The sequence below is a fragment of the Sphingomonas sp. genome (assembly GCF_032114135.1).
Taxonomy (GTDB): Bacteria; Pseudomonadota; Alphaproteobacteria; order Sphingomonadales; family Sphingomonadaceae; genus Sphingomonas.
Window position 1 is genome coordinate 103839 of the sequence record NZ_DAMCTA010000002.1, and the last position, 26222, is coordinate 130060.

General features: G+C 67.4%; 27 protein-coding genes. 17 read left to right on the forward strand and 10 right to left on the reverse strand.

Going from position 1 to position 26222, the window contains the following annotated elements; genetic code table 11:
- Positions 1-31 precede the first annotated feature (31 nt).
- Entirely contained in the window at positions 32-238 is a 207-nt protein-coding gene (locus RT655_RS12520; protein ID WP_313537169.1) for a hypothetical protein, read from the reverse strand.
- A 53-nt stretch (positions 239-291) separates the two neighbouring features.
- On the reverse strand, positions 292-1974 hold the full coding sequence (locus tag RT655_RS12525; protein ID WP_313537172.1) for a diguanylate cyclase: 1683 nt from the start codon (positions 1972-1974) through the stop codon (positions 292-294).
- Positions 1975-2021: 47 nt separating this feature from the next.
- Here RT655_RS12525 and RT655_RS12530 point away from each other — a divergent pair, with 47 nt between their 5' ends.
- A complete protein-coding gene (locus RT655_RS12530; protein WP_313537175.1) occupies positions 2022-3269 on the forward strand; it encodes a DUF418 domain-containing protein in 1248 nt (415 codons plus the stop codon).
- Between the two features lie 18 nt (positions 3270-3287).
- Here the strand turns inward: RT655_RS12530 and aguB are convergent, their stop codons facing one another.
- From aguB to RT655_RS12545, 3 genes are read right to left on the reverse strand one after another with little or no spacing between them, the layout of a single operon-like run.
- Positions 3288-4136 (reverse strand): N-carbamoylputrescine amidase, encoded by an 849-nt coding sequence (gene aguB, locus RT655_RS12535; protein ID WP_313537178.1) that lies wholly within the window; start codon positions 4134-4136, stop codon positions 3288-3290.
- An 8-nt stretch (positions 4137-4144) separates the two neighbouring features.
- Positions 4145-4495: a DUF3147 family protein gene (locus tag RT655_RS12540; RefSeq protein ID WP_313537181.1), complete on the reverse strand. Its 351-nt coding sequence runs from the start codon at positions 4493-4495 to the stop codon at positions 4145-4147.
- A complete protein-coding gene (locus RT655_RS12545; RefSeq protein ID WP_313537183.1) occupies positions 4492-5469 on the reverse strand; it encodes an agmatine deiminase family protein in 978 nt (325 codons plus the stop codon). Before RT655_RS12545 ends, RT655_RS12540 begins: the two co-directional genes overlap by 4 nt.
- A 159-nt stretch (positions 5470-5628) precedes the next feature.
- On the opposite strand from RT655_RS12545, the gene cobT reads away from it, so the two are divergent.
- Complete coding sequence (gene cobT, locus RT655_RS12550; RefSeq protein WP_313537186.1) at positions 5629-7458, forward strand: cobaltochelatase subunit CobT; 1830 nt, start codon at positions 5629-5631, stop codon at positions 7456-7458.
- Between the two features lie 4 nt (positions 7459-7462).
- Entirely contained in the window at positions 7463-7729 is a 267-nt protein-coding gene (locus tag RT655_RS12555; RefSeq protein WP_313537188.1) for a ribbon-helix-helix domain-containing protein, read from the forward strand.
- Positions 7730-7788: 59 nt separating this feature from the next.
- On the opposite strand, the gene RT655_RS12560 is transcribed toward RT655_RS12555, so the two are convergent.
- A complete protein-coding gene (locus RT655_RS12560) occupies positions 7789-8694 on the reverse strand; it encodes an alpha/beta hydrolase (RefSeq protein ID WP_313537191.1) in 906 nt (301 codons plus the stop codon).
- A gap of 386 nt (positions 8695-9080) precedes the next feature.
- Here RT655_RS12560 and RT655_RS12565 point away from each other — a divergent pair, with 386 nt between their 5' ends.
- From RT655_RS12565 to RT655_RS12590, 6 genes are all read left to right on the forward strand, one after another.
- Entirely contained in the window at positions 9081-11582 is a 2502-nt protein-coding gene (locus RT655_RS12565; RefSeq protein WP_313537194.1) for a TonB-dependent receptor, read from the forward strand.
- Positions 11582-12280, forward strand: coding sequence for a tetratricopeptide repeat protein (locus RT655_RS12570; protein ID WP_313537197.1), 699 nt, complete (start codon positions 11582-11584; stop codon positions 12278-12280). Before RT655_RS12565 ends, RT655_RS12570 begins: the two co-directional genes overlap by 1 nt.
- Entirely contained in the window at positions 12274-12957 is a 684-nt protein-coding gene (locus tag RT655_RS12575) for a Fe2+-dependent dioxygenase (protein WP_313537199.1), read from the forward strand. Before RT655_RS12570 ends, RT655_RS12575 begins: the two co-directional genes overlap by 7 nt.
- Positions 12958-12999: 42 nt before the next feature.
- The gene (locus tag RT655_RS12580) at positions 13000-13332 is read left to right on the forward strand and encodes a GFA family protein (protein WP_313537213.1); all 333 of its coding nucleotides are present in this window, start codon (positions 13000-13002) and stop codon (positions 13330-13332) included.
- A gap of 81 nt (positions 13333-13413) precedes the next feature.
- Positions 13414-13965 carry a hypothetical protein gene (locus RT655_RS12585; RefSeq protein ID WP_313537215.1) on the forward strand — a complete coding sequence of 184 codons (552 nt, stop codon included), beginning with the start codon at positions 13414-13416 and terminating at the stop codon, positions 13963-13965.
- A 188-nt stretch (positions 13966-14153) separates the two neighbouring features.
- A complete protein-coding gene (locus RT655_RS12590; protein ID WP_313537217.1) occupies positions 14154-15041 on the forward strand; it encodes a retropepsin-like aspartic protease in 888 nt (295 codons plus the stop codon).
- Between the two features lie 55 nt (positions 15042-15096).
- Here the strand turns inward: RT655_RS12590 and cobS are convergent, their stop codons facing one another.
- Complete coding sequence (gene cobS / locus RT655_RS12595) at positions 15097-16101, reverse strand: cobaltochelatase subunit CobS (protein WP_313537220.1); 1005 nt, start codon at positions 16099-16101, stop codon at positions 15097-15099.
- A gap of 72 nt (positions 16102-16173) precedes the next feature.
- Positions 16174-16854, reverse strand: coding sequence for a winged helix-turn-helix transcriptional regulator (locus RT655_RS12600; RefSeq protein WP_313537221.1), 681 nt, complete (start codon positions 16852-16854; stop codon positions 16174-16176).
- A gap of 79 nt (positions 16855-16933) precedes the next feature.
- On the opposite strand from RT655_RS12600, the gene RT655_RS12605 reads away from it, so the two are divergent.
- The 6 genes from RT655_RS12605 to RT655_RS12630 are packed head-to-tail and all read left to right on the forward strand — an operon-like array spanning position 16934 to position 20129.
- Positions 16934-17365, forward strand: coding sequence for a VOC family protein (locus RT655_RS12605; protein WP_313537223.1), 432 nt, complete (start codon positions 16934-16936; stop codon positions 17363-17365).
- A 19-nt stretch (positions 17366-17384) separates the two neighbouring features.
- The gene (locus RT655_RS12610) at positions 17385-17615 is read left to right on the forward strand and encodes a DUF4287 domain-containing protein (RefSeq protein WP_313537225.1); all 231 of its coding nucleotides are present in this window, start codon (positions 17385-17387) and stop codon (positions 17613-17615) included.
- 19 nt (positions 17616-17634) lie between these two features.
- Positions 17635-18306 carry a glutathione S-transferase family protein gene (locus tag RT655_RS12615; RefSeq protein WP_313537237.1) on the forward strand — a complete coding sequence of 224 codons (672 nt, stop codon included), beginning with the start codon at positions 17635-17637 and terminating at the stop codon, positions 18304-18306.
- Between the two features lie 12 nt (positions 18307-18318).
- Positions 18319-18675: a DUF1428 domain-containing protein gene (locus tag RT655_RS12620; RefSeq protein WP_313537240.1), complete on the forward strand. Its 357-nt coding sequence runs from the start codon at positions 18319-18321 to the stop codon at positions 18673-18675.
- 19 nt (positions 18676-18694) lie between these two features.
- Positions 18695-19480: a VOC family protein gene (locus RT655_RS12625; RefSeq protein ID WP_313537243.1), complete on the forward strand. Its 786-nt coding sequence runs from the start codon at positions 18695-18697 to the stop codon at positions 19478-19480.
- Complete coding sequence (locus RT655_RS12630; RefSeq protein ID WP_313537246.1) at positions 19473-20129, forward strand: glutathione S-transferase family protein; 657 nt, start codon at positions 19473-19475, stop codon at positions 20127-20129. Before RT655_RS12625 ends, RT655_RS12630 begins: the two co-directional genes overlap by 8 nt.
- Before the next feature lie 13 nt (positions 20130-20142).
- On the opposite strand, the gene RT655_RS12635 is transcribed toward RT655_RS12630, so the two are convergent.
- On the reverse strand, positions 20143-20754 hold the full coding sequence (locus RT655_RS12635; protein WP_409530271.1) for a J domain-containing protein: 612 nt from the start codon (positions 20752-20754) through the stop codon (positions 20143-20145).
- Between the two features lie 35 nt (positions 20755-20789).
- Here RT655_RS12635 and RT655_RS12640 point away from each other — a divergent pair, with 35 nt between their 5' ends.
- Both RT655_RS12640 and RT655_RS12645 read left to right on the forward strand, forming a co-directional pair.
- Positions 20790-21074, forward strand: a complete 285-nt coding sequence (locus RT655_RS12640) for a BolA family protein (RefSeq protein WP_313537249.1) — start codon at positions 20790-20792, stop codon at positions 21072-21074.
- Positions 21071-21514: an NUDIX domain-containing protein gene (locus tag RT655_RS12645; protein WP_313537251.1), complete on the forward strand. Its 444-nt coding sequence runs from the start codon at positions 21071-21073 to the stop codon at positions 21512-21514. The genes RT655_RS12640 and RT655_RS12645 overlap by 4 nt, the downstream gene beginning before the upstream one ends.
- Positions 21515-21555: 41 nt before the next feature.
- Here RT655_RS12645 and RT655_RS12650 read toward each other — a convergent pair whose 3' ends face one another.
- On the reverse strand, positions 21556-26178 hold the full coding sequence (locus RT655_RS12650) for an NAD-glutamate dehydrogenase domain-containing protein (protein WP_313537254.1): 4623 nt from the start codon (positions 26176-26178) through the stop codon (positions 21556-21558).
- Between the last annotated feature and the right edge of the window lie 44 nt (positions 26179-26222).

A 26222-nucleotide genomic window follows, 5' to 3' on the forward strand; every position in this document is an offset into this window, starting at 1 on the left:
CCAAGGTACATTCGAAGGCGATTTCCGCGCCTCAGCGCGCGAAGCGGCCGCTCCAGGTGACCAGCACCGAGACGGCAAGAACGCCGAGATCGACTGCCGCATGAACCTGCTGGGGCGCGGTATCGCCGACGCGGTGCATCAACAGCGCGAAATCGGCGTGCGGAGGCGCGGGGCGCGCGATGGCGACGACCAGTCCGACGGCTCCGGCAACCAGCAACAGGCGCTTATGACGCGGCATCTTCCCCATTCTCCCTGCCGTCAGACTACACATGCCCGCGGACTCAGGCAAGCTCAGGCCGCGTCGAGTCGCAGCGCGCGGGCACGATCACGGCCGGCCGCCTTGGCCTCGAACAGAGCCGAGTCGGCGCAGCGATACAGCGCCTTCCAGTCGAGATCGGTGGCGAGCGAGCCGCTGCAACTGCCGATGCTGGACGTGATCGTCAGATCGAACGGCATTCGGACCCGGCGCAGGCTGGCGAGCAGCGCCTCGGGCTCGATCCGCTGGCTGGCGGGGGTGAGCAGCGCGAACTCCTCGCCGCCCATGCGCGCGATCAGCACCGGGGCCGGCGCCGCGTGGCGCAGCGCGGCGGCGAACAGGCGCAGCACCTCGTCGCCGCCGTCATGGCCCAGGGTCTCGTTGACCCGCTTGAAATGGTCGATGTCGATCAGCAGCAGTTGCTGGGGTTCGGATCGGCCGATCGCGCGCTGGAGGAACGCGCGTCGATTGAGCAGCCCGGTCAGCGGGTCGATGTCCGCCAGCTCCCGCGCAAGCACCTCGCCGCTGATCGCCGCATCGCGCTCGTCGCGCAGGAACTTGATACGATAGGCGACCGCCAGTGACGAGATGAGCGCCTCGGCGCCCATTGAGACCACCGTGGAGTTGTCGATCCAGAAATTCCACTCGATGACGTGTAGCGAGTTCAGCACCCGCAGCACGGCAAGCAGGATCGGTGCGCTCCACGCCACCGCGAACAGCCACAGGAATTGCGACCGCTGGTGCCAGGCACCCCACAGGGTGGGGAGAACGATGGCAAGCAGCCCGATGATCGTCACTGCGTAAAGCAGATCGGCGATTCGCAGGTTGATCGCGCCGAAGGCGGCGACGCCGAAAGCCGAGAGCGGCACCGCCATCGCGATGAGGTTCGACGCACGCCCCACCCAGGGCGGCAAGTCCCGGTCTTCGAAAAAGCTGCGAGTGAACAGTGCGGCGGCGCCGCCCGCCAGCCCCATGAAGAGATAGTTCAGTCGCAGGCGATCATTGTTGGCGATCGCCGGCGCCAGCCAGGCAAGCGCCCCCGAGGAAGTGAGGGTGTAGCCGAGCAGTCCGGTCAGCAGCAGGCAATAATGGAGCTGGAAGCGATGCCGCATCGCGCACCACAACGCCAGATTGTACACGATCAGCGCGACCGAAATGCCGGCGAAGAAAGCATAGAGCGTGGCGAGTGCGAGATTGGCGGCATTGCCCTCGGCCAGCGTCGCGATGCGCGGGCCGAGCAGAATGCCGCGGGCATTGGCCGCATGCCGGATGTGGAAAAGCACGCGCACCAGCGCAGGATCGCGCACTGGCACCGGTGCCTGTGCGATCGCGCCAAGCTGGATCAGCGGGGTGATGCCGCGCGCATCGCTCTGCCAGCTGCGGACCGCGCCATCGGCATAGACGAACTGGATGCTCAGCGCATCCTGCCAGACGCTTCCGAACCGGATCGCGAGCGGCGACGCGAAGGTCGAGCGGCGATCTATCACGCTGGTCATCGCCCAGAAGTCGCCGGAACCGAATCGGTGCTGCGGCGTCGTACAGTCGAACCGTTCCGGGTGCCGGATCAGTTCGTCTTCCCGCTGCCCCTTGTCCGCCAGCAGGCACACGCCAAGTGGTTGACCGGCAACGCCCGCTTGGGCATGTGCCGGGGGCACGATGCACGCGAGCAGCGCGACGAGCGCGAAGCAGAGCAGCCGGCGGGAAAGGGCGCTAACCATGGTGGCGTCGCTACGCCTGTCGAACAAAGAAGACGTAAATGAGGCCGATGCCGGGCACTGCTGACACTGCCGGAGCGCATCACATCTCTTCCGCGGAACCGAGACCGAGCGGCATCGCCGCCGCGCCTGGCAATCGTCTGGACGTCGTCGACGTGTTGCGCGGCTTCGCGCTGATGGCGTTGTTCCTCGTCCACGTCATCGAAAGTTACGAGCTGTTCTGGGCGGGCGAAAAACCCGGGCGGATCACCGATGTCGTCTTTACGCTGTTCATGGGCAAGAGCTTCTCGTTGTTGGCGCTCTGCTTCGGGTTCAGTTTCTTCATCCTGATGGATCGCGCAGCGCAGCGGGGGCAGGACTTTACCGCGCGCTTCGCCTGGCGGCTGTTGCTGTTGGAAGGCATCGGTTTCCTACATTCGCTGATCTATCGCGGCGACATCATGCAGACGCTGGCAGCGATCGGCTTCCTGCTGCTGTTCTTCAACCGGATCCGCAGCAACGCCGTGCTGCTGGGCGGCGCGGTGTTCTGCCTGATCGGCCCGAGTCTGATCGTGCAGCTGGTTGCCGGCGCGATGGGTGCCGCCTGGGCCAACGCGCCGGCACAATCCTCGATCGATCCGGGCATGCCGATCTACCTGAGCGGCGACCTGTGGCAGGTGTTGCGGGTGAACCTGTGGGCCGGGCAGCAGTCCAAATACTGGTTCTTCCTCGAATATGGCCGGATGGTGCAGATCCTGGGCCTCTATCTGCTCGGGCTGGTGCTGGGCCGGACCGATTTCTTCGGCGATCTCGCCAAGAGCCGCGCGTGGCGCCGCCCGGCGCTGTTGGGCACCGCGCTGCTCGCGGTGCTGCTCTTCGTCACGCGTGAGCCGCTGCGCGCGTCCTTTTCGAGCCTCGGCTACGGGCTGGGCGCGGATCGTGCCTACTGGGCGCTGCTCAACATGTGGCTGGATCTGGCGGGCACCGCCTTCTGGGCGCTGCTGGTACTTGCGCTGTACGACGGGCCGGCCCGCCGCCTGGTGCAGCCATTGGCGGCCCCGGGGCGGCTGACGCTGACCTATTACGTCCTGCAGTCGGCAGTCTTCGTGCCGATCTTCTACCATTATGGGCTGGGCAAGTACGACGATTGGGACGCGGCGACGCGGCTATGGGTCGCGCTGGGGGCGATCGCGGTGCAGATTCTCGTCGCGCATTGGTGGCTGGCGCGTTTCCAGTACGGCCCGATAGAATGGGTGTGGCGCGCGCTGACCTATTTGCGCCGCGACGTGCCCTTCCGCCGAAGGGCCCCGGCGCCCTGAAGCGCCGGAGCCGTTCGCTCAGATGTCCTGGACCAGTCGGCCGTACAGTTCCGGGCGGCGATCGCGGAAGAAGCCGAAGGCGGCGCGGTGACGCTTCACCCGATCGATGTCGAGCGTCGCGGTGATCACGCCTTCTTCCGCCCGGTCCAGCTCGGCGAGGATGTCGCCGCGCTCGTCGGTGATGAAGCTGGTGCCGTAGAAGGTCTGGCCATGCTCGGTGCCGACGCGGTTGGCGGCGATCACCGGCACGACGTTGGAGACTGCATGCCCCACCATCGCGCGCCGCCACAGCCGGGCGGTGTCGAGGCTGTCGTCATGCGGCTCGCTGCCGATCGCGGTGGGGTAGAAGAGCAGCTCGGCGCCCATCAGCATCATCGCGCGGGCGGTTTCCGGATACCATTGGTCCCAGCACACGCCCACGCCCAGCTTGGCGCCGGGGCCGTCCCACACCTTGAACCCGGTGTTGCCGGGGCGGAAGTAGAACTTCTCCTCATAGCCCGGCCCATCGGGGATGTGGCTCTTGCGATACACGCCGGAGACCTTGCCGTCCGGGCCGATCATCGCAAGGCTGTTATAGTGGTGCGGCCCATCGCCTTCGAAGAAGCTCGTGGGGATGTGGATCGAGAGTTCGGCGGCGAGCGTCTGCATCGCCAGCACCGCCTTGTGCTCGGTCACCGGCTTGGCGTTGGCGAACAGGCCTTCGTCCTCGACGCGGCAGAAATATTCGCCTTCGAACAATTCGGGCGGCAGCACGACCTGCGCGCCGCGGCCGGCGGCTTCGCGGACCAGCTCGGTCACGCGGGCGATGTTCGCATCGATATCGTTCGAGAAGGCGAGCTGCAGCGCGCCGACGGTAATCTGGGTCATGACGGTCCTCAGAGCGTGATGCCGAACCGGGCGAGCGCCGCGGCGGTCAGGAAATACAGAAGGATCGTGAGCCCGACGCCCGCGAGCAGGGCAGGCGTAAAGCCGACCCCGGATCGCAGCAGCGCCGGCACGAGCAGGAACATGGGGAGCGAGGGCAGCACATACCAGAAGGTCGCCTGGAGATGGGCCGCCACCCGCACCGGATCCTGCGTGTCGCGCCACAGCCAAATGACCCCGAGCAGCGAGATCAGCGGCAGCGACGCGACCAGCGCGCCGACCGCGGGGCTGCGCCGGGCCAGCATCGCCACGGCGGCGACGATCAGCCCGGAAAGCAGCGCGCGGACGGCGAAGGCAGTCACCCGAGCGTCGGGATCTGCTGCGAGATGCAGTGGAAGCTGCCCCCGCCGGTGAGGATATGGTCCGCCCGTTGGCCGACGATTTCGCGGCCGGGGAAGAGGCCCTGCAGCGTCTGAATCGCGGCGCCGTCGTTGGGCTGGCCGTAGAGCGGCACCACCACCGCGGCATTGCCGATGTAGAAGTTCATGTAGCTCGCGGGGATCACCTCGCCATCCTCGTCGAGCACCGCGCCGGGGGAGGGCATGCACACCACCTCGACGCCGAACGCCTCGGCGCGGGCGACCGCATCGGCATAGACGCCCGCATTGGGATCGTCCTCGGCGGGGGTCGGGATCAGCAGCCGGTTGGGGCCGACGAAGCGGGCGAGATTGTCGACATGGCCGTCGGTATGGTCGTTGGCGAGGCCGTCGCCCAGCCACAGCACGCGGGTATAGCCCAGGTCCGCCGCCAGCTTGGCTTCGATCGCGGCGCGGTCGAGGTCCGGGTTGCGGTTGGGGTTGAGCAGGCACTGCTCGGTAGTGACGCACAGGCCGGTGCCGTCACCGTCGATTGCGCCGCCTTCGAGCACCCAGCCGTGCCTGGCGGTGGCAAGTTGCCGGCGGGCGGCAAGGCGGGCGCCAATCGTGTCGTCGCCTTCGAGGTCGTACTTGCCGCCCCAGCCGTTGAAGCCGAAATCCTGCGCGACCTTGTCGCTGGTGAGGATGCCGGCGGTGTCGCGCAGCCAGATGTCGCCGAACAGCTCGGTCACGACCTCGGCCGAGTCGCCGGCCATCGCGCGAGCGGCTTCGGCGGCGTTTTCGTCGGCAGCGACGAGGATCACGCGCTCGCCGCGGCCTTCGGCATGCACCGCGCGGGCAAAGGCGATCACTTCTTCGCGCGCGGGTTCCAGGTCTTCGACCCAGAGGTCAGCGTGGCTGGGAAAGCCGATCCAGACCGCATCGTGCGGCGCCCATTCGGGGGGAGGGGTACGAGTCATGGCCCGGCCTTTAGCTTCTCGTTGTTTCAGGGGAAAGGCTAGGCACCCTGTCCGCACCGCGTTCTCGCGCGCTGCGGCGATCGACCATCGACCCTGCCCCCTCGGCCAGTCCGCGGCCGCTTTCCTTGACATCTGCCCGATGCGGCGCATGTGGGAGGGATGGCGCAGGACAACCCCCTCGATCGGCTTCGCGACGTGCTCGCGGGCACCGCGCGCGCGCTTTCGGGTGCCGACGAACTCGAATTCGGCTTTACCGCCGACGCGCCGTTCCAGAGCGGCAAGACGATCAAGGTGCCGACGCCCTCGCGCACCCTGCCGCGCGAGCAGGTCGCGGAGGCGCGCGGTTTTGCCGACGGCTTCGCGCTTCGCATGCGCCACCACGACGCGAACCTGCATGGCCGCACCGCGCCGCGCGAGCCGGTAGCGCGCGCCGTCTACGACGCGATCGAAGGCGCCCGCGTGGAGGCGCTGGGCTCGCGCGGCTATGCCGGCATCACCGACAATCTGGAGCAGGCGCTGACGATGCGGCTACGCTCGGATCCGATCGGCCGCGCGCGCACCCGCGACGAGGTGCCGCTGTCGACCGCGCTCGGGCTAATGGTACGCGAGCGACTGACCGGTCGCGAATCGCCCTCGAGTGCCGCGCTCGGCCTGGCGCTGGTACGCGACTGGATCGAGGAGAAGGCGGGCGCGGATCTCGATGCCATGGCGATGGCGATCGACGATCAGAATGCCTTCGCCGCGCTCGCCGCCAAGCTGCTCCAGGATCTCGAGCTGACCGAAGGCGAGATGGTCCCCGACGAAGCCGATGACAGCGGCGGCGAGGAGGAGGGCCAGGAAGAGCAGCAGGAACAGGGCGACGAGGAAGGCGAGTCGCAGCAGCAGCAGGGCGAGGGCCAGACCGAGGCGCGCGGCGAACAGCGCGAGTCCGACCAGGGCGAGGAAGGCGACCAGGAGCAGCAGTCCGAAGGCATGGACGATGGCGACGGCGAGCCGGGCGACGAGGGTGATGAGGGCATGATGCCCGTCCGCCCCAACCGCCCGTGGAGCGACCTGCCGCCGAGCTTCGAATATCGCGCTTACACCACCCAGTTCGACGAAGTCGTCGCCGCCACCGACCTGTGCGACACCGACGAGCTGGAGCGGCTGCGCTCTTATCTCGACCAGCAGCTGGTCCATCTGCAGGGCGCGGTGACCAAGCTCGCCAACCGGTTGCAACGGCGCCTGATGGCGCAGCAGAGCCGCAGCTGGGATTTCGACCAGGACGAGGGCCTGCTCGATGCGGCGCGGCTGGCGCGCGTGGTGGTGAACCCGATGCAGTCGCTGAGCTACAAGATCGAGCGCGACACCGAGTTCAAGGACACGGTGGTGACGCTGCTGATCGACAATTCGGGCTCGATGCGCGGGCGGCCGATCTCGATCGCGGCGATCAGCGCGGACATTCTCGCGCGCACGCTGGAGCGAGTCGGGGTGAAGACCGAAGTGCTCGGCTTCACCACGCGCGCCTGGAAGGGCGGCCAGTCGCGCGAGAAGTGGCTGGGCGAGGGGCGCATCGCGCAGCCGGGCCGGCTCAACGATCTGCGCCACATCATCTACAAGCAGGCCGACGAGCCGTGGCGCCGCGCCAAGAAGTCGCTCGGCCTGATGATGCGCGAGGGGCTGCTCAAGGAGAATATCGACGGCGAGGCGCTCCTCTGGGCGCATAGCCGGCTGATCGCGCGGCCCGAGGATCGCAAGATCCTGATGGTGATCTCGGACGGTGCGCCGGTCGATGATTCGACGCTGTCGGTGAACTCCGGTTCGTATCTGGAGCGGCACCTCCGCCAGGTGATCGGCTGGATCGAGGCGCGCTCGCCGGTGGAGCTGGCGGCAATCGGCATCGGCCACGACGTGACCCGCTATTACAGCCGTGCCGTGACGATCATGGATGCCGAGCAGCTCGCCGGCACGATGGTCGAGCAGCTGGCCGCCTTGTTCGACACCGAGTGACGCGGTGGCGGCGCCGGAGATCGTGCCGCCACCCGGGGGCTTTCACGGGCCGGTGAAGCGCTCGATCACGATCGCCGGGCATCCGACCTCGATCAGCCTGGAGCCGATCTTCTGGGCCGCGCTGGAAGCGGCGGCGGGGGACGCCGCGCTGCCGCTCAGCGCGCTGGTCGCCGCCATCGATCATGCGCGGATCGGCGCGGAGAATCCGCCCAACCTCGCCAGTGCGATCCGGACGTGGTTGATGGCGGAAGGATCTTCGCCGAAACCGTAAGCGTATCCTCCCCCGACAGGGTGAGGTGGCCCCGCGCCAGCGGGTCGGAGCAAGCGCCCTTATGCCCCCACCTTGATCCAGTCGTGCATCGTCATCCAGCGGACGAACTCGTCGAACCAGCCGGTGCTGGTCGTCTTCTTCGGATACATGCCGAAGCCGTGGCCGCCTCGCTCGAACAAGTGAAACTCCACCGGCCGCTTGGCGCCGCGCCAGCTATCGATCAACCCGAACCCGCTATTGCCGAACAGCGGATCGTCGGCGGCGAGCGCCACGAACAGCGGCGGCGCGTCGGCGGGGACCTGGAAGCTGGTCAGCGGTCCATAGATCGTGCCGATAAAGGCGGGCTTGGCATCCTGCCCGTCGAGCGCGGTCGCAAGGGTGAGCATCGCGCCTGCCGAGAAGCCGACCATGCCGATCCTGTCCGGCTGGACATGCCATTCGCCGGCGCGCTTGCGCACCAGCGCGAAGGCGGCGCGCGCATCGGTCACCTGGGTCGCGATTCCCGCCATCATCGTCTTGGGATCGGCCCCGCGCGGCGGGCCGCCGCCGCCTCCGGCAAAGCGCGCCTTCATCGCAGCCTCATAGGCGGCGAGATCCTGCGGCGTCTGGTTGAGGCGGTACTTCAGCACAAAGGCGGCAACACCGTGCGCGGCGAGCGCCTTAGCCACGTCCCAGCCTTCGTTCTGCATCGACAGCGAAGTGAAGCCGCCGCCCGGCGCGACGATCACCGCGGTGCCGTTCGCCTTGGCGGGATCGGGCAGGAAGGGGGTGAGCGTCGCTACGGTCACGTTACGCGCGAACACGCTGCCATATTGGCTATGCCAGCTCTCGGTCGCCGTGGCGCCGGCCAGCGGGCCGGTGCCAAGTTCGATCGCGCCGGGCTGCGCGGGCGCGGCGATCACGGCCATCTTGTCATTCTGCGCGAGCGCGTGCGTGCCCGACATGCTGGCGAGCGCAAGTGCCATCGCCACAGTAGGACCGCGCAGCGTTCGCGCGCGTCCCCGCGGCGATGGCAGCCTGAAATTCCACCAGGTCATTCCGATCCTCCCCTGTTGTTCTGCAGCCCAATATTGATGGTACCGGTATCATTGTCCATCGAATTAGGTGCTGCACTGCGGCGGCGTCTCGCCGATGGCGCCGCCTTTTGCATCCGCCCCTGTCGGCTTGCCAAGGCCGGAGCAGTCATCGTCATCAGATCAACTGGCCGCTGCGCCTGCTTTCACCAGATCATTGCTGCCGATCGGCCCCGCAGGCAGCATTGGAAGGTTTTTTGCAAACCGCTCGCATTAGCGTTGACTCTGCGAGGCGCTCGCAATAGCAGGCGCGTAACGATTCATCGGGGGTTTTCACGTTGCGTCCTTCCTCTGCACCAGCATCCCATCGCGTTCCGGCGTTCCTTGCGCTCGCCTGTGTCGGCTTCGTCGCCTCGGCACCCGTGCATGCCGCCGACAATGATCCCGATCCCGACGACCAGGACCGCATCATCGTCAATGGCCACCGTGGGGGCGAGCAGGTGGGGCCGAAAACAGTCGCGCCGGTGATCAACACGCCGCGATCGGTGGTGGTACTTTCGCGCGAAGTGATCGAGCAGACTGGCTCGACCAGCCTGGCCGATGCGCTGCGCACCGTGCCCGGCATCACCTTCGGCGCGGCCGAGGGCGGCAATCCCATCGGCGACCGTCCGTTCATCCGGGGATTCGACAGCCAGGGCTCCACCTTCCTCGACGGCGTGCGCGACATCGGTGCGCAGACCCGCGAGGTGTTCGCCACCGAACAGGTGCAGATCGTCCGCGGCTCGGACTCTACGCTGGGCGGGCGCGGCAGCGCCGGCGGTTCGATCAACATCATTTCGAAGCTGCCCGTCGCCGGCAATTTCGTGGCCGGCGCGGCAAGCGTCGGTACCGCCGATTTCAAGCGCTTCACGCTCGACGTGAACCAGAACATCACCGACAAGGTCGGTGTGCGCATCGCCGCCCTGTGGCACGACCAGGACGTCGCCGGCCGCGACGCAATCTGGCAGCGCCGCTGGGGCGTCGCGCCCTCGGTGACGATCGGCATGGGCACTGATACCCGGCTGACCGCGAGCTACTATTATCTTGAAAGCCATGAGCTGCCGGACAGCGGCATTCCCTATGCCTATGCGCTGTCCAATGCGCCCGGCACGGGCACGATCACCAGCCAGCCGGTGGTGGGGGACTTCACCACCATTGCGGGGGTGAGGGGACATGTCGATCGCAACAACTTCTACGGCATCGCCGCGCGGGACTTCCGCGATGCGACCACCCATCAGGCGACGCTGCGTGCCGAGCATGATTTCGGCGGCATCACGCTGCGCAACACCGCGCGCTACAGCCACACTGACCAGGCCTATATCTTCACCCTGCCCGACGACAGCCAGGGGAATGTCTACGGCACCTCGGCCACGCCGGCGACCGGCGCGGCGGCTCCGCGCGGCGACGTGCTGACCGGCGGTCTCGTCTGGCAGCGCGCCAACACCCGCTATGGCTATACCGAGACGCTGAGCAACCAGACAGACCTGTACGGCACGGTCGAGACCGGCACGATCAAGCACAGCTTCGCCACCGGGGTGGAAGTGAACTGGGAAAAGGCGCGGCGCGGTACCTTCGTCGTGTCCAGCGGTTTCGGCGCGAGCCCGCGCTGCAACGCCGCGACGATCGCGCGCTTCTATTGCACCAGCCTGTTCAATCCGGTGCAGCAGCCCTGGGTGAACTATGCCAGCGACACCTCGACGGTGCAGACGCCGATCGTGAAGGGCGCGCCGATCACCGAGACGCAGACCGATGCGAGCACCGTCGCAGCCTACGCCTTCGACTCGATCACGCTGCTCCCGCAGCTGATCCTCAACCTCGGCGCGCGCTATGATCGCTTCAAGTCGACGGTCACGCCGGGCCAGGCGGCGACCGCGACCAGCACCTTCCGGCTCGGCAAGACCAGCAACCTGTTCAATTGGCAGGCGGGCCTGGTGTTCAAGCCGACGCACAACACCAGCCTTTATGCCAGCTACGCCACCGCCGCGACGCCGCCGAACAGCCTGGTGGGCGAGGGGCAGGAAGGCAACGGTCTGGGCACCGCCGTCAGCGCGGCTGCCGTGCTGGACAGCCTGAAGGTCGAGAAGACCAAGTCCTACGAGGTAGGCGCCAAGGCCAACCTGTTCGACGAGCAGCTATCGCTGACCGCGGCTGCCTTCCAGACCGACACGGATAATGCCCGCGTCACCGGCCCGAACAACACGATCGAATATATCGGGAAACGGCGCATTCGCGGGTTCGAGTTCAACTTCAACGGCAACGTCACCGCGTGGCTCAGCATATTCGGCGGTTATACCCATCTCGATCCCAAGATCGTGGACGGTGGCTTCACGGTGCTCACCGCGCCGGCGGTGCTGCAGGTGACCAACGGCACCACGATTACCCTGCGCGATGCCAAGACCGTCCAGGTGCCTTCGGTCAACACCGGGCGCCAGGCGCAGCAGACGGTGAAGGACAGCTTCACGCTCTGGGCGGACGTCAAGCCGACCAGCAAGTTCAGCCTCGGCGGCGGCGCCTTCTATGCCAGCACCATGATCGGCGGGTATCAGGACAACCGCAGCGCCATCCAGAACGCGTCCGGCGTGGTGACGGTGATCCCGGCGACCAAGGTGCTCGTGCGCTCGGTGCCGTCCTATTGGCGGTTCGACGCGCGGTTCGCCTATCAGTTCACCCCGAAGATCGGGATCAGCGCCAACATCCAGAACCTCACCGACAAGACCTATTTCAGCCAGGCCTATACCTCGCATTATGCGACGATCGCGCCGGGCCGCTCGGCCTTCGCGACGCTCAACGTGAAGTTCTGATGCGCGTCGCGCTCGACGATCTCAGCGTCGACGATATCGCCGCCCGCCTCTCCGGTTCGCCGGAGGCGCGGGCGTCGCTCATTCGCGAGGGTGCCGAAGCGGGCGTGGCCGAAGCCCAGGCAGTGTGGGCGCAGATGCTGCTCGACCAAGGGCGCGCGACCGAAGCGTTCGACTGGTTCGCCCGCGCCGCGCGCGCCGGGCATCTGATGGCGCTCAACATGCTCGGGCGCTGCTATGACCTCGGCTGGGGCACGGCCATCGACAAGGTCCGCGCCGCCGAATGCTTCCGCGTCGCCGCCGAACGCGGGCTCGACTGGGGCATGTACAATTACGCGACCGCGCTCGCGCTCGGCGAAGGCCTGACCGAGGACAAGGCCGCGGCACTCGGCTGGTTCGAAAGGGCCGCGGCGACGGGCAATGCCAAGGCGATCAACCATGTCGGCAGCTTTCACGAGGATGGATGGGTGGTACCGCAGGACCTCGCCAAGGCCGCAGACTGCTACGCGCGCGCGGCGGAGGGCGGCGATTTCCGCGGTGCCTTCAACCATGCCCGCATGCTCGCGGGCGAGGGGCTGCTGGAGACGGCGGCGCACTGGCTGACTCGCTGCCGCGAGACCGCGACCCCGGCCTTCGTGCAAAAGGCTCGGGACTGGCTGCTCCGCTCGCCCTGGCCGGAACTGGAGACCCATCTGTGCTGATTCCGATCCCCGACCTGCTGGCCGCCGACGAGGTTGCGCAGATCCGCGGCATTATCGATGCGGCCGAATGGGTCGACGGCAACGTCACCTCGGGCGCGCAATCCGCGCTCGCCAAGCGCAATGCGCAGTTGCCCGAGGGCGGCGAGGCACATCGCAGGGCGGGCGCGATCATCCTCGACGCGCTGGCCCGTTCGCCGCTGTTCGTTGCCGCCGCCCTGCCGCTCAAGGTATTCCCGCCGCTGTTCAATCGCTATGCTGGCGGGCAGGCGTTCGGCCGCCATGTCGACAATGCGATCCGCATCCAGCGCGGCAGCGACTTCCGCATCCGTTCCGACTTGTCGATGACCGTCTTCCTCGAGGCCCCCGAGGCCTATGACGGCGGCGAACTGCGGATCGAGGGGCTGTTCGGCGAGCAGAGCGTCAAGCTCCCCGCCGGCCACGCGATCCTCTACCCCTCGTCCAGCCTCCACCGGGTGGAGCCGGTAACGCTTGGCGCGCGCACCTCCAGCTTCTTCTGGCTCCAGTCGATGGTGCGCGACGATGGTGCGCGCCGGATCCTGTTCGATCTGGACCGCTCGATCCAGGCCCTGGCGGGGGATGTGGGGCAGGGCCATGGCGAGGTGGTGGCGCTGACCGGCGTGTATCACAATCTGCTGCGGCGCTGGGCCGACGCCTGAAGCCGGGTTGTGCCTGACCGGCGCGGGCGGGTAGGGTAGGCCATGCCCGTGCAGGGAAGCTGCCATTGCGGCCGAGTCCGCCTCGAGGTGCCGAGCGCGCCCGAATGGGTCGCGGACTGCAACTGCTCGCTATGTCGGCGCACGGCATGGCGCACCGCCTATTATCCCCCCGACCAGGTGCGCGTCACGGGCGAAACGATCGCTTATGTCTGGGGCGACCGGATGATCGGCATCCACCATTGCCCCGTCTGCGGCTGTGGCACGCATTGGGCGACACTCGGCGAAGATTTCGGCAAGATGGGGATCAATGCCCGGCTGCTGGACGGCTATGACGACGCGAGGGTCGACATACGTGCAATCGACAATGCCGGGTGACGCCGCATCCGCCGTGCGGTGGATCGGCGCGATCGCGTTGCGGCCGGGCAACGAGATTGGGGGCGGGCACGTTCTGCCGTCATGTCGGCCGATTCCCCGCAAACCGCCACCGTCGTGACCAGCCGCGCCATCCGCGCCGGCCATGAGAAGGAGTTCGAGCATTGGGCGGCGGCGCTCAACGAGATCGCCGAGCAGGCGCCCGGCTATCGCGCGGCGATACGGCTCGGCCAGACCGCGGGCTTCCAGCATTTGCTCTTTCGGTTTGCCGATCGCGCGAGCGCCGAGGCCTGGCATGACAGCAGCGCTGTGCGGGCGCATGTTGCCATCGCCGATCGCTGGTCCACCGCGCTGCGCCAGATCCAGTCGGGCGACCGCATCGCCTTCGACCTGCCCAGCGACGCCAGCGCGAGCAAGTGGAAGCGCTTCGTAACCACCTGGCTGACGGTGTTCCCGGTGCTGCTGCTGGTCAGCCTGGGCGTGCGCACGGTGTTGAAGGACGTGCCGCTGCCGCTGCAGCTGCTGCCCTCGTCGCTGCTGCTGACCGCGACGCTGCAATGGATCATCCTGCCGCGGCTGCAGCGCTACACCCGCTTCTGGCTGTTGCAGGACAGCTCGGGCCGGTTGCAGAATTGAGGCCCCCACCCCGCGCAGCATATGTTTGATTCACGATTAACCGTTATTATGGAAGCCCTTGTCTTCGCTTTTGCGGAGGAGTCGGGCGTATGTTCTGCCGGGCGATGTTTGCTTTGCCGCTGTTCCTCTGTCCCGCCGCCGCAGGCGCGCAGGTCGCGGACGGTTCGACCCGCACAATGCACATTGCAATGTCGACGGCAACCGTGGCGCAGGTTCCGATCCAACGGCCGCATGGTGCGATCGTCCTGGAAGGGCAGATCAACGGCCAGCCGGCTGCCTTTCTCTCCGACAATGGCAGCGACGCCACGCTGATCGACGAAAGCTTCGCGCGCAGCCATGGCATGGCGGTGTCGAAGAGCGCGAAGGGGCTTAACACCGGGCTGTCTACCGTGCCGACAGGCAGTACCGAAGGCACGATCACGATCGGCGACGCATTCAAGGCGACGGGCCAGTTCGTCACGGCCGACCTTGGCGCCGTCTCGCGCGGGCTCGACCGTCCGATCGCTGGCGTGCTCGGCGGCGACGCACTCGCCGCCTTCGTGGTGGTGGTGAACCCGGCCGCCAACTGGATCGCGTTCGGCCTGCACGACCATCTCCGCGTGACTCAACAGGGCGCTCCCGACGCGGCGCCTGCGAAGATCGCCTTCGCGCCCGGCTACCGCATCTCTGCGCAGATCAACGGCAATCCGGTGAGCCTCAAGATCGACTATGGCAGCGTGCGGAGCGCCGTTTCCCTCCGCGCCGATACCTGGGATCGCGTCATTCCCTCGGAGGCGCGGACGGCCCAGAGCGCCACGTCGATGCGGGCCGACGGTAGCATGACCGGGAGCCAGCAGCTGGGGACGGCGAAGCAGCTGAAGCTCAGCGACGACGTGTGGATCGGCGACGTCCCGGTGCTGCGGCGAAGTCCGTCCGTTCGCAGTTCGAACGAGGGACTGCTGGGGCTTGGCATTCTGGGCTCGGGAGTCACAACCCTGGACACCGCGAAAGGCGCGCTCTGGCTCTACCCGGCAGGGCAGGGCGTCCGCGTGCAAGCCGAGAACGCGCCTGCCGTTCCCCGCAAGCCCGCGCCTTGACGGTGCCGGCCGCGCCTACGCCGTCATCGGACGGGCATAGGCGCGGGCGACCGCATCAGACGCGACCGACCACGCTTTCCGGCAGATCCTTGCCGAACACGCGCTGGTAATATTCCGCCACCTGCGCCCGCTCTGCCTCGTCGCACTTGTTGAGGAACGAGAGGCGGAAGGCGAAGCCGATGTCGCCGAAGATTAGTGCGTTCTGCGCCCAGGTGATCACGGTGCGCGGGCTCATCACCGTCGAGATGTCGCCGTTGATGAAGCCGCGGCGGGTCAGCTCGGCCACGCGGACCATGTTCTCCACCGTCTCCTTGCCGCCCGGCTTGTCATATTCGCCGGACTTGGCGAGCACGATCCGCGCCTCGGTGGCCGCAGGCAGATAGTTGAGCGTCACCACGATGTTCCAGCGGTCCATCTGGCCCTGGTTGATCTGCTGGGTGCCGTGATACAGGCCGCTGGTGTCGCCCAGGCCCACGGTGTTGGCGGTGGCGAACAGGCGGAACCAGGGGCTCGGGCGGATCACCCGGTTCTGGTCGAGCAGGGTCAGCTTGCCCTCGGTCTCCAGCACGCGCTGGATCACGAACATCACGTCCGGCCGGCCCGCGTCATATTCGTCGAACACCAGCGCGGTCGGGGTCTGCAGCGCCCAGGGCAGCAGGCCTTCGCGGAACTCGGTGATCTGCTGGCCGTCCTTGAGCACGATCGCGTCGCGGCCGATCAGGTCGATGCGGCTGATATGCGCGTCGAGGTTGATGCGAATGCACGGCCAGTTGAGCCGAGCCGCCACCTGCTCGATATGGCTCGACTTGCCGGTGCCGTGATAGCCCTGGATCATCACGCGGCGATTGTGCGCGAAGCCCGCCAGCACCGCGAGCGTGGTGTCCGGATCGAACACATAGGCGGGGTCCAGATCGGGCACGCGCTCGTCCGCCTCGCTGAACGCGGGGACTTCCATGTCGATGTCGATCCCGAACAGGTCGCGCACCTTCACCATCTTGTCGGGCGCGTCGAGGATCGTGGAGTCCCGGCTGTCGGGCAGGGTGTTGGGGATGTCGGCCATATCAAATCCTTCAGTCGCACCGGACCTAGTGGCTTGTTTGCCGCACTGCAACCGCATGTCCGAAGGGAGGGTTCAGGCGCCGATCTTCGGCGGCAGCAGGAACAGGGTAGCGAAGGCGGCGGCGCGTGCCAGGTCGCCTTCGACAACGAACCTGCCTTCGGCGAGTGCCATGGGCAGCGGCATGGTGCCGAACAGCACCGGCAGGAAGTCGTTGGGTTCACCGACGAACACCGCCTCGGTGTCGGCGAGCGTGCCCAGGTCGATCGCCAGCGCGCCGTCGCACACGGTGACGCGATAGGTTTCCTCACCCAGCCGGAAGCCGATCTGGCCCGCCCAGCCCGCGGCCTTGTCCGGCAGCAGCAGCATGCGCAGCGCCAGCATCAGCGAAACGCGCGAGAAGGGAAGCGATGGATCGTGCCGCGGCGAGCGCAGCGCCCAGCGGCCCATCGCCATCACCACCGGCTCGGCCTCATAGCCCCAGGGGGTGAGCGCATAGACCTGCACACTGGCCGGCGGCGGCAGCTTCCTTCGCACGACGATCCCGTCGGCCTCGAGCCCCTGCAGGCGCTGGGTGAGCACATTGGCGCTGAGCCCGGGCAGCCCGGCGCGGATCTCGCCGAAGCGGCGCGGGCCCAGCAGCAATTCGCGAATGATCAGCAGCGCCCAGCGCTCGCCGACGAACTCCAGCGCGAGGGCGGCGCCGCAGGCATCGTCATAGCGGCGTCTGGTGGTGGTTATATTTTCTAACTTCACAGTTGTTTTTTAGGATCAGGCGCGGCACGAATCAAGCAGGGCGCGACTCGAAAGCGCTGCCCAAAGGGGAGAGACAGCGATGCCGAACAGCGTGTTCGTGAACCTGCCGGTGGCGGATGTGCCGCGCGCGACCGCCTTCTACGAAGCGATCGGCTGCACGAAGAACGATCAGTTCAGCGGGCCGACCGCAAGCGCGATGGTGTTGTCCGAAACGCTCACCTTCATGCTGCTCGACCGCGACTTCTTCCAGACCTTCACCCCGCGCGCCGTCGCCGATGCGACCGCCACGACCGAGGTGCTGATCGCGCTGCCGCTCGACGATCGCGCGGCCGTCGATGCGCTGGTCGAGAAGGCCGCGGCGGCGGGCGGCATTGGCGACATCCGTCCGCTGCAGGACATGGGCTTCATGTACGGGCGCACCTTCACCGATCCCGACGGCCATATCTTCGAACCTTTCCACATGGACATGGCCGCTGCCGCCGAGGCGATGGCCCAGGCGGAACCGGCCTGAACCGGAAGGGAGACCGACCATGTCGTTCCAGGCCTATCTCGACAACATCCAGGCCAAGACCGCCCGCAGCCCCGACGATTTTCGCAACTACGCCGCGGAGAGGGGCTGGACCGATGCGTCCGGCCTGCGCGCCGGCGTGAAGGCGGGGGCGATCGTCGCGGATCTCAAGGAGCAGTTCGGGCTGGGGCACGGCCACGCGATGGCGATCGTCGCGCTGCTCAAGGGCGCCAAGCGCGAAGGCGACGCCTGAATCAGAGGAGAGGGGTACCATGCCTGTCGTTTCCGAAAGTCCTATAGAGATCGTCACGCTGGACTGGGTGCCGGATTTTGCCCGCGGCTATGTCCGCGACTTCCGTGTCCGCTGGGCGCTGGAAGAAGCCGGGTTCGGCTATCGCACCGATCCGATCAGCACGGTGCATCGGCCCGCAGACCATTTCGCCGAGCAGCCCTTCGGCCAGGTTCCGGCCTATCGCGAAGGTGCGGTGCGGATGTTCGAATCGGGTGCGATCGTGCTGCATATCGCCGAGCGCTCCGAGGTGCTGCTGCCGCGCGATGCCGTCGGCCGGGCGCGGGCGCTCAGCTGGGCGGTCGCGGCGCTCAACAGCGTCGAGCCGATGCTGATGGAGCTGGCCACGGTCGACCGGTTCGCGCAGGGCGAGGAATGGGCGCGGCTTCGCCGTCCCAGCCTGGTTGCGGATGTGGACACGCGGCTGGGCCAGCTCGCCGCCGCGCTGGGGACGCGCGATTATCTGGAGGGGCGTTTCACCGCCGGGGACCTGCTGATGGCGTCGGCGTTGCGGATGCTCGACCATACCGACATGCTCGCTGCGCACCCGATGTTGGCCGCGTATCAGCAGCGCTGCCTCGCCCGGCCAGCGTTCCTTGCCGCGATTGAGGCGCAGCTGGCAGAATTGCGCACCGAAATGCCCGAACCCGCCTGACGGAGCGCGACCATGGCCTATCTTGACGGATATGTGATCCCGGTGCCCGAGGCGAAGAAAGCGGAGTATCGTGCGCTTTCGGAGGTGACCGCCGAGCTGTTCCTCAAATTCGGCGCGACGCGGGTGATGGAAACCTGGAGCCAGGACGTGCCGCACGGCACCGCCACCGACTTTTACCGCGCGACGCTGGCTGAAAAGGGCGAGGCGGTGGTCTTCGCCTGGGTGCTGTGGCCCGACAAGGCGACGCGCGATGCCGGCTGGGGCGAGCTGATGGAAGCGCCCGAGATGCAGGGGCGTACGATGCCGTTCGACGGCAAGCGCATGTTCTGGGGCGGATTTGAGCCGATCGTCGATCGCGGCGAGAGCTGAAGTCAGGGGAGAACGAGACATGACAAACCGGCAAGGCGAAATCATCTGGTACGAACTGATGACGCGCGATGCGAACAAGGCCGCGGCCTTCTACGGCGCGGTGGTCGGCTGGCAGGTCGGCGCGCCGCCGCCGGGCGGGCCTGATTATCGCATGATCGTGGCACCGGACGGCAACGCAGGCGGCATGCTGCAGCTCGACGCCGCGATGCTCGCGGCGGGGGCCAGCCCGACTTGGCTCGCCTATTTCGGCGTCGACGATGTCGATGCCAGCGTGGCGGAGATCGTCGCGGCGGGCGGCAAGGTGCTGGTGCCGGCCTGGGACGCGGCCGGGGTCGGCCGGATCGCGATGGTCACCGATCCGCAGGGCATTCCCTTCTACGTAATGCGCGGCGCGACCGAGGGCGCCACCAGCACCGTCTATCAGCGGCGTGGGATGAGCCATGTCGGCTGGAACGAGCTGCTGACACCCAATGCCGAGGCGGCACTCGGATTTTACCATCGTCATTTCGGGCTCACGCGAACGGGTGGGATGTCGATGGGCGACATGGGCGAATACAGCTTCATCGCGCATGACGGCAGCGAGCCAATCGGCGCGATCATGCGCACGCCGCCGGGCGCGAAGCCGGGCTGGAGCTTCTACTTCCGGGTCGACGATGTCGACGCGGCGATGGGCCGGGTGGAGGCGGCGGGCGGCACCGTCGTCAAAGGGCCGATGGACGTGCCGGGCGGCGAGCGGGTGCTCCAGGCGATCGACCCGGACGGCGCGATGTTCGGGCTGGTGAGCGGGAAGGCGGCAGATGCTTGAGCTGTTCGGACACCCGTTCTCGTCCTACACTTGGAAGGCGTTGATCCCGCTCTACGAGAACGGCACCGACTTTCGGTTCCGGGCGCTCGGGCCTGATCAGCCGGAGAATGGCGCCGAACTGGCACGGCACTGGCCGCTCGCCAAGTTCCCTTTGCTCGTCGATGCGGGACGCCCGGTGATGGAGTCCACCGTCATCATCGAATATCTCGATCTGCATCATCCCGGTGCCACGCGCTTCCTGCCGCAGAGCGCCGATGCGGCCATCGACGTCCGGATGCTCGATCGCATCTTCGACAACCATGTGATGGGGCCGATGCAGCGGGTGGTGGTCGATGCCATGCGATCGCCCGAACGCCGTGATCCTGTCGAGGTAGAGCAGGCGAAGGCGGCATTGGAGCGCGCCTATGGCTGGCTGGAAACTTGGCTAAAGGATCGCGACTGGGCGGCAGCCGGCGCGTTTACGCTGGCGGATTGCGCGGCAGCGCCCGCGCTCTTCTACGCCGATTGGGTGCATCCCATTGCTGGCGCATATCCAACGGTCGCCGCTTATCGTGCCCGTCTGCTGGCGCGCCCGTCGGTCGCGCGGTGCGTTGAGGATGCGCGTCCCTACCGTGCTTATTTTCCGCCGGGCGCACCAGACCGCAATTGACCGGGGGCGGCGTTCACGCGAACGCCGACGACCCCTTCAGCTGCTGATACGCCGCGATCACCCGCTGCAGCCGCGCCTCGTGGCTGCGGTCGCCGCCGTTGCGGTCCGGATGGAACTTGCGCACCAGTTCCGAATAGCGTTTGCGCAACGCCGTGCGGTCGCAGTCGATCTCCAGGTCGAGCACCTTCAGCGCATCGCGATCCGCGCCGGACAGCGGCCGCCCGTCCTTGCGCTCGCCGCGATCCTTCATCCGGTCCCGGAACCGCGCGCCGATCGCGTCGAGCGGGTCGGCGAAATCGGCCCAGCGCGGCGGCACGTCGGGATTGGCGCTGAACGCGCGCGTCTCGCGCTCCCAGCCGGCGATCGGGCGCTGCGCCTCGTGGATCTCGTCGGGGCTCATCCCCGAGAAGAAGTTGTAGCCTGAATTGAACGCGCGGACATGATCCAGGCACAGCCAGCGGAATTGCGGCGGCCCGTCGAAGCCGCTGCGCGCGCCTTCCAGCGGCGGCGCGCGGAATTCGCCGGCGGCATTGCAGCCCGGCTCTGCGCACAGTCTCCCTTCCGCTTCCACGCGACCGTGGAAACGGGCATTCGGACGATCCTTTTTCGGCGGACGGCTAGCCACGCGACTCCCTCGAACAAACCGCCTATATAGGCGCGATGACCGACCTCGCTACCGGCCCCCTGGCCGATCTTATCGCCGATCGCCTGCGCACCGCGCTCGCCCCGTCGCAGCTCCATGTCAGCAACGACAGCGCCCAGCATCGCGGGCATCTGGGCGACGACGGCACCGGCGAAAGCCACTTCACTGTTACCATCGAGAGCCCCGAATTCGCCGGGCTCAACCGCGTCGCCCGCCAGCGCAAGGTCAACCATGCGCTCGCCGACCTGCTCGCCACGCGCATCCACGCGCTGGCGATCAAGGCGACCGTACCGGGCGAATGAGCACGGATCGTGTCGCGCGCCCGGCGGCGCGGATCCTGCTGCTCGACGGCGCGGGGCGCGTGCTGCTGTTCCGCTTCGATCCCAGCGACCGGCCGCCCTTCTGGTGCACGCCGGGCGGCGCGGTGGACCCGGGCGAGAGCTACGAGGCCGCCGCACGGCGCGAGCTGTGGGAGGAGACCGGTATCCGGGCCGATCCCGGGCCTGAAGTGGCGCAGCGCGCCGTCGAGTTCGTGACGATCGAGGGCGTGCCGGTCTGGGCCGACGAGCGCTATTTCCTCGTCCGCACCGACGTCGAGGCGATCGATACCGCCGGCCATACGGCGCTTGAGCAGCGGGTGATGCGCGGCTGGCGCTGGTTCACGCGGGATCAAATAGCCGCGCATGACGAGCCGATCTTCCCGGAAGATCTGCTGGAGATGCTGACGGCGCTGAACGTCTAGGCGGTACCCGCCGCGCCGGAACAGCGCGGCGGGTCCTGACCTTACTCCCGACCGAGCAGCACGCGGGCCTGGCCGGCGATCTGGGCGAGCATCGCCGCATTCGGCACTGCCGATTGCCGCGCGCGCCGCACCAGCGCGCTGAACTGCTCGACTCGGGCGCGATGCTCGGCGAGCCAAGCGTCCACGGCTGCCTGCGGGTCCTGCCCGTCGACACGGCCGAGGAAGTCCAGGCGGAGCTGCTGGAAATCGCGAGCGAGGCCGGCGATCAGCAGGCGTTCCCACACGTCCCCGGTGGTGATCCGCGCCGCGGTCGACTGGGCCCAGTCGAGACCCAGTGCCTGCCCAAGCGAAGTGAAGGCGCGGGTCAGTACCACCTCGTCGACACCGCTGCGCTGACCGAGATCGGCGAGACCGATGCAGCCGTCCAGTTCGAAAACATGGACCACGCGATCGACCAGCTCGTGCGGCGCGCCCGCCGCGGTCAGCTTGTCGCAGATCCGATCGGCCTGGGCGCGGACCTCGCTGAGCATGAGGCTCTTGGTCTCGCGACCCAGCGCCTCGATCCCCGGCTGCAGACGCGCGATCACCTCGGCGGGGCTTGCGCCCGGGCGGGTGATGCGCAGCAGATCGGCGATCTGGCCACGCACCGCTACTGCCAGCTCGTCGAGCAGCGCAATGCGGGCGCCTTCGCTGATCTCGGCGGTTTCCACCGCTTCCCACAGCGCCGGCAGGCCGAGCAGCCGTTCGGCGACGACGAACATCGCGGCGATGTCGCGCATCGACGCGCCTTCTTCCTCGGCCAGCTCGAACGGGTGGAGCACGCCGAGGCGGTTCACCACGCGGTTGGCGAGCTTGGTCGCGACGATTTCGTTGCGCAGCCGATGCTCGTCGATCGCCTTGCCGAAGCGCTCCTGCATCGCCTTGGGGAAGGCGGCGTGGAGATCGCCGACCAGCGCGGCATCGTGGCCAAGATCGCCCTTCTCGATTGCGTCCTGCAGCGCCAGCTTGGCCGAGGCGAGCAGCACCGCCAGCTCGGGCCGTGTCAGCCCGCGGCCGTCCTGCGCGCGGCGCAGCAGGTCCTCGTTGGAGCCGAGGCCTTCGACACCACGGTCGAGCCGGCCGCTGGCTTCGAGGATCTCGATCACCCGCACATAGCTGGGCAGGTCGAGCGCGCCGTCATTCTCCATGAAGGACAGCGCCAGCGTCTGGAGGCGGTTGTCCTCCAGCACGAGGTGCGACACGTCGTCGGTCATCGACACGAGCAGCGCGTTGCGGTCCTCGAAGCCGAGCCGGCCCTCGATCATCTCACGGTTGAGCGCGATCTTGATGTTGACCTCGTTGTCGGAGCAGTCGACGCCGGCCGAATTGTCGATAAAATCGGTGTTGAGGCGGCCGCCATTGCGGGCGAACGCGATGCGTGCCGCCTGGGTGACGCCGAGATTGGCGCCTTCGCCGACCACTTGGGCCCGGACCTGCTCGGCATTGATGCGGATGCGGTCGTTGGCGGGATCGCCCACCTCGCCGTTGCTCTCGCTCGCCGCCTTCAGATAGGTGCCGATGCCGCCGAACCACAGCAGCCCGACGCGTGCCTTGAGGATTGCGATCATCAGGCCGTTGGGATCGATGCTGTCGACGTCGAGGTCGAGCAGGGCCTTGACCTGCGGGCTGAGCGGAATCGACTTTTCGGTGCGCGCGAACACGCCGCCGCCATCGGAGATGAGGTCGGGATTATAGTCCGCCCAGCTCGAGCGCGGCAGTGCGAACATGCGCGCACGCTCGTCCCAGCTCTTCGACGCGTCCGGATTGGGATCGAGGAAGATGTGGCGATGGTCGAAGGCGGCAACCAGCTTGATCGTCTTGGACAAGAGCATGCCGTTGCCGAACACGTCGCCCGACATGTCGCCCACGCCCGCCACGGTCACCGGCTCGGACTGGATGTCGGTGCCCATTTCCAGGAAGTGGCGGCGGACCGAGACCCAGGCGCCCTTGGCGGTGATGCCCATCGCCTTGTGGTCGTAGCCGACGCTGCCGCCCGAGGCGAACGCATCGCCCAGCCAGAAATTTCGCTCGATCGCCAGCGCGTTGGCGACGTCCGAGAAGCTCGCCGTGCCCTTATCCGCGGCGACCACGAAATAAGGATCGTTGCCGTCCAGGATCGTCACCCCTTCCGGATGCACCACCTCGCCGGCGACGATGTTGTCGGTGATCGACAGCAGCGCGCGGATGAAGATGCGGTAGCTCTCGGTACCCTCGGCCAGCCAGGCGTCGCGATCGACGGCGGGCAAGGGGAGGTGCTTCGGATAGAAGCCGCCCTTGGCGCCGGTCGGCACGATCACCGCGTTCTTCACGCGTTGCGCCTTCATCAGGCCCAGGATCTCGGTACGAAAATCGTCGCGGCGATCGGACCAGCGCAGGCCGCCACGCGCGACCGGGCCGGCGCGCAGATGGATGCCCTCGACGCGCGGGCTGTACACCCAGATCTCGCGCCAGGGAAGCGGGGCGGGGAGGCCCGGCACCTTGGCCGAATCGAGCTTGAACGCCAGCGCCTCGGCACCGGCGGGCGCGAACGCATTGGTGCGCAGCGTCGCCAGCACCACGCCCTTGAACAGGCGCAGGATGCGATCGTCGTCGATCGCGTTCACCTGAGCCAAGCCGGCATCGATCGCCTTTTCCGCGAGCGCGACCGCATCCGCCTCGCCGCTGCGCGCAGGGCTGTGTGCCGCCTCGAAGCGATCGACGAGCGCAAGCGCGACGAGCGGGGCACGGCGCAGCGCGTCGACCACGGTGCCCAGGCCGTAGAGCATGCCGGTCTGGCGCAGATAGCGGAACCAGGCGCGCAGCAGCACCACGGCGGACGGGCTGAGGCCCGCTTCGACGATCAGTCGATTGAACAGGTCGTTCTCGGCGCGGCCCTCCAGCACCGCCGCCACCGCGGCCTCGACGATCGCGGGATTGCGGTCCAGCATCGTGCTGGGCGTCGCCGGTTCGACCTTGAAGTCGTGAATGAAGGCGCCGTTGGTCAGCTCGGTCGGCACTTCTTCCAGCACGCGGAAGCCGAAATTCTCGAACGCGGGCACCGCATCGGAGAGCGCCAGCGCGCCGCCCAGGCGGTAGAGCTTGATCCGGTATGTGCCCGGCTCACCCTGCAGCGGTACGATCCGCACCGAGCGGGCATGCTCGTCCTCGAGCCCGCCGATCCGCACCATGTCCTGCGCGGCTTCCTCGGGGGTGTGGGTGAGGCGGTAGACGTCGGGGAAGGCGTTGGCGAGGCGCAGCGACAGACGCGCCGCGCCGCTGCCGGCGATCTCGCCGAGGCAAGCTTCCACCGCCGGCGCCCAGCCGCGCACCATGCGGGCGATGCGCGCATCGAGCTCGTCTTCGTCGGGCATGGTCGTATCGCCACGCAAGTCGAGCGTGTAGCGCAGCTGCGCCAGCACCCCGTCTTCCAGCGCGATCGACCAGTTGATCATCTTCGCGTGTGCAGCCTCGGTCAGCATGTTGCCGATCGTCTCGCGGTGGCCGGCGGCGACCTGCTCGCGCGGCAGCCAGACGAAGGCGAACAGATGCCGGCCCAGCGTGCTGCGCACCAGCACCAGCTTCGAGCGCGGGCGATCCGCGACCGACATGGCGGTAAGCACCAGGCTCTCCAGCGCTTCGAGATCGAAGGCCGTGGTCAGGTCGTGCGGCAGGCCGGTAAGCGCATGCGTCATCGCCTTGCCGGTATGACCCGAGGGATCAAAGCCAAACTTCGATTCGAGCATCTCCAGGCGGCCGCGCAGCATCGGCACCATCGCCGGAGGCGTATTCAGCGCTTGGCTGGTCCACAGGCCGTAGTGGATCGACAGGCCGGTGACGTCCTGCCCGGTGGTCAACGGCGTCACGACGATGTCGAGCGGCACGCGGCGATGTACCGAGGACGTGGCGTTCGACTTGAGCAGCAGCGGGATCTCGCCGCCCATTTCAAAATAATCGACCGCAAGCTTGCGCGAGGTATCGGCGAGCAGCGGCACTTCATGGGTGTAGCGGGCGAGGCCGATTTGATCGCTGCTCTCGCCGCTGACCGACCATTTCTCATGGCCGAGCAGCGTCATCGCATCGTCGGCGAACCAGCGGAGCAAGGCCTCGCCTTCGCGCGAGGGGACGCGCGCACCGTCGATCGAGAGCGCCTGCTGGAGCGGCCGCCAATCCGAGACAACGTCGCGGACATGCTCCAGCACGCGCTCGATCTCGCTGGTCAGCGCACGCCGCGTGCGGGCGTCGGCGCGCTCCATCTCGATGTAGATCATCGATTCGGGCTGCGAATCCTTCGCCTTCTCGCCGATGTCGGTCACCACGCCCTTGGCGTCGCGTTCCACCGGCAGGATCGGATGGATGATGCGGAAGATGCCAAGATCGAACGCCGCGATTGCCGCGGCGATCGAATCGACCAGGAACGGCATGTCGTCGTTGATCACGGCGAGCCGCATCTTGCGGCTGGCATCGTCCTGATAGGTTTCTAGATTGAGCCGCACGGTCTGCGGCGGGCGTTCGGCCGCCGTCTCCGCGACGAACCGCGCCACTTCCGTGCGCTCCGACTCGTCCAGTCCTTCCAGCTCTCCGGGCAGGGCGCCTTCGAAGATGCGATCCTCAAACGCCTGCATGATCTTTTTTTCTAGGTTCTTCATGGATGCGGCTATGCTCCCGGGCGAAGGCCACCTCAAGTCTGGAA

Excerpts from the sequence above, each read along its gene's own strand:
- RT655_RS12605 (WP_313537223.1), top strand. The coding sequence starts at position 16,934 with ATGCCGAACAGCGTGTTCGTGAACCTGCCGGTGGCGGATGTGCCGCGC.
- RT655_RS12650 (WP_313537254.1), bottom strand. The coding sequence starts at position 26,178 with ATGAAGAACCTAGAAAAAAAGATCATGCAGGCGTTTGAGGATCGCATC.
- RT655_RS12545 (WP_313537183.1), bottom strand. The coding sequence starts at position 5,469 with ATGACTCGTACCCCTCCCCCCGAATGGGCGCCGCACGATGCGGTCTGG.
- cobT (WP_313537186.1), top strand. The coding sequence starts at position 5,629 with ATGGCGCAGGACAACCCCCTCGATCGGCTTCGCGACGTGCTCGCGGGC.
- RT655_RS12590 (WP_313537217.1), top strand. The coding sequence starts at position 14,154 with ATGTCGACGGCAACCGTGGCGCAGGTTCCGATCCAACGGCCGCATGGT.
- RT655_RS12615 (WP_313537237.1), top strand. The coding sequence starts at position 17,635 with ATGCCTGTCGTTTCCGAAAGTCCTATAGAGATCGTCACGCTGGACTGG.
- aguB (WP_313537178.1), bottom strand. The coding sequence starts at position 4,136 with ATGACCCAGATTACCGTCGGCGCGCTGCAGCTCGCCTTCTCGAACGAT.
- RT655_RS12625 (WP_313537243.1), top strand. The coding sequence starts at position 18,695 with ATGACAAACCGGCAAGGCGAAATCATCTGGTACGAACTGATGACGCGC.
- RT655_RS12640 (WP_313537249.1), top strand. The coding sequence starts at position 20,790 with ATGACCGACCTCGCTACCGGCCCCCTGGCCGATCTTATCGCCGATCGC.
- RT655_RS12525 (WP_313537172.1), bottom strand. The coding sequence starts at position 1,974 with ATGGTTAGCGCCCTTTCCCGCCGGCTGCTCTGCTTCGCGCTCGTCGCG.
- RT655_RS12610 (WP_313537225.1), top strand. The coding sequence starts at position 17,385 with ATGTCGTTCCAGGCCTATCTCGACAACATCCAGGCCAAGACCGCCCGC.
- RT655_RS12570 (WP_313537197.1), top strand. The coding sequence starts at position 11,582 with ATGCGCGTCGCGCTCGACGATCTCAGCGTCGACGATATCGCCGCCCGC.
- RT655_RS12630 (WP_313537246.1), top strand. The coding sequence starts at position 19,473 with ATGCTTGAGCTGTTCGGACACCCGTTCTCGTCCTACACTTGGAAGGCG.
- RT655_RS12585 (WP_313537215.1), top strand. The coding sequence starts at position 13,414 with ATGTCGGCCGATTCCCCGCAAACCGCCACCGTCGTGACCAGCCGCGCC.
- RT655_RS12620 (WP_313537240.1), top strand. The coding sequence starts at position 18,319 with ATGGCCTATCTTGACGGATATGTGATCCCGGTGCCCGAGGCGAAGAAA.
- RT655_RS12520 (WP_313537169.1), bottom strand. The coding sequence starts at position 238 with ATGCCGCGTCATAAGCGCCTGTTGCTGGTTGCCGGAGCCGTCGGACTG.
- RT655_RS12580 (WP_313537213.1), top strand. The coding sequence starts at position 13,000 with ATGCCCGTGCAGGGAAGCTGCCATTGCGGCCGAGTCCGCCTCGAGGTG.
- RT655_RS12645 (WP_313537251.1), top strand. The coding sequence starts at position 21,071 with ATGAGCACGGATCGTGTCGCGCGCCCGGCGGCGCGGATCCTGCTGCTC.
- cobS (WP_313537220.1), bottom strand. The coding sequence starts at position 16,101 with ATGGCCGACATCCCCAACACCCTGCCCGACAGCCGGGACTCCACGATC.
- RT655_RS12530 (WP_313537175.1), top strand. The coding sequence starts at position 2,022 with ATGCCGGGCACTGCTGACACTGCCGGAGCGCATCACATCTCTTCCGCG.
- RT655_RS12560 (WP_313537191.1), bottom strand. The coding sequence starts at position 8,694 with ATGGCACTTGCGCTCGCCAGCATGTCGGGCACGCACGCGCTCGCGCAG.